This window comes from Streptacidiphilus sp. MAP12-16, from assembly GCF_041262165.1.
Classification (GTDB): Bacteria; Actinomycetota; Actinomycetes; order Streptomycetales; family Streptomycetaceae; genus Streptacidiphilus.
Map to the genome: position 1 here is coordinate 1 of NZ_JBGCBY010000080.1, position 1,580 is coordinate 1,580.

Annotated in this window: 1 protein-coding gene; it reads right to left on the bottom strand. The window is 70.4% G+C overall.

Translation table 11 applies throughout. The features are described from left to right. Positions 1-92 precede the first annotated feature (92 nt). Positions 93-1,457, bottom strand: a complete 1,365-nt coding sequence (locus ABIA33_RS38025) for an ISNCY family transposase (RefSeq protein ID WP_370088817.1) — start codon at positions 1,455-1,457, stop codon at positions 93-95. Positions 1,458-1,580 lie beyond the last annotated feature (123 nt).

The window sequence follows — 1,580 nt, forward strand, 5'->3', positions numbered from 1 at the left end:
CTAGCTACTTGCCCCTGAAAAAGGGTTTGCCCTGGTGGCCGGGCTGGAGCTGGGTGGTGGTCGGATCGTGCGGGCCGGCGGTGCGTCCGTCCTCACCCGCTCAGGACGGTCATCCGGTGGAGGTTGTAGGCGAAGATCCCGAGTCCGGCCCAGGTCTGCGCGCCGCCCAGGCGGCGCAGCCGGGTACGGCGGAAGCCGAAGCTGCGCTTGAGGTGGCTGATCCGGGCCTCGATGCCGACTCTCCAGTTGCGCATGCGCCGGAACGGGCGGCTGCGTTCGTGCTCGCGGCGGGCCTGTCCCGGGGTGCCGTTGCGCTGCAGGCCGATCCGCTGGACGCCGAGCTCGGCCAGTGCCCGGTCGTTGGCCGCGGTACCGAAGCCGCGGTCGGCGACCACTGTTCCCGGCACTCGGCCAACCAGCGCGGTCACCCGCTGGACCGAGGGCACCAGTTGCGGAGCGTCAGCCGGGTTCCCGCGCTGGACCTGGTGGTCGACCACGAAACCGCATTCGTCCTCGGCCACCAGCGCGGTGTAGCCGAACTGGGTGGGATGCTGCGGCTTGCCCTTGCGGATCGGCCGGGCGTCGGGGTCGGCTAACGAGACCAGCCGGTCGGGGATGGTGCGAACGCCCGCCAGCCGTTGAGCGGTCTGCTCCAGCAGCCGCCGGGTTCCCGCCACGGTTTCGGCGAGTTCATCGATCAGACGCGCGAGCCGTCCCGAGGGCCGGCCGCGCAGCGCGCGTCGTGCGTTGCGCTCGACGGCGGCTACGTCCTGCAACGTGGCGCGGGCGATGACCGCGACCTCGCCGGTCAGCCGGTCGATCTCACCCAGCGCCTGGCCGGTGCGCCGCCGCAGCGTGCGCGAGATCTGCTTCAGGCGCCGCCCCGCCGACCTCTTACGATCCCGGAAGACGGTGCGTTTGGCCGCGCCCGAAGCCTTGATCCGCTCCACCAACCGGCCCATTCTGCGCACCCCGTGCTCCAGCAGGTCGGCGTCCGTGGGGTAGTCGATGTCCGCCTCGATCACGGTCGTGTCGATGCGCAGCTTGCGGCACCGCAGCAGCTTGTCCTCGGCCAGCTTGGCCAGCAGCGCGGCGTTGAGCTGCTCGACTGTGGCTGCGCCGCTTCGGCGCACGAGCTTGACCAAGGTGGTCGGGTGCGGCACCGGGGACATCAACGGGATCCGGCAGAACCGCCGCCAGCTCAACGAATCCGCCACCTCACGGCACAGCGTCTCGTACCCGAGCTGGTAGCGGTGCTTCAGGAACAGCAGCCGCAGGAGCGTCTCGACCGGGATCGACGGTCGCCCGAGCCGCTCGGCGAACACCGCCCGCCACGGGGCGATGAACCGCTCGTCGTCCAAGAACGCATCGACCTGGGCCAGCTCGCTGGACAGGTGCCGGGCTTGCTCCGGCAACAACTCCCACCACGCGTCCGGTACCCCCGCCACACGCAACATCGCCACCACCCCCGGCCGCCAACGACCCACTTCACACTGTGGCGGCAACCAGAAGCCCACACCAGCCCTCCGACCAGGTCACTCCCACCAAAGCCCCGGACTTCTTCAGGGGCAAGTAGCTAG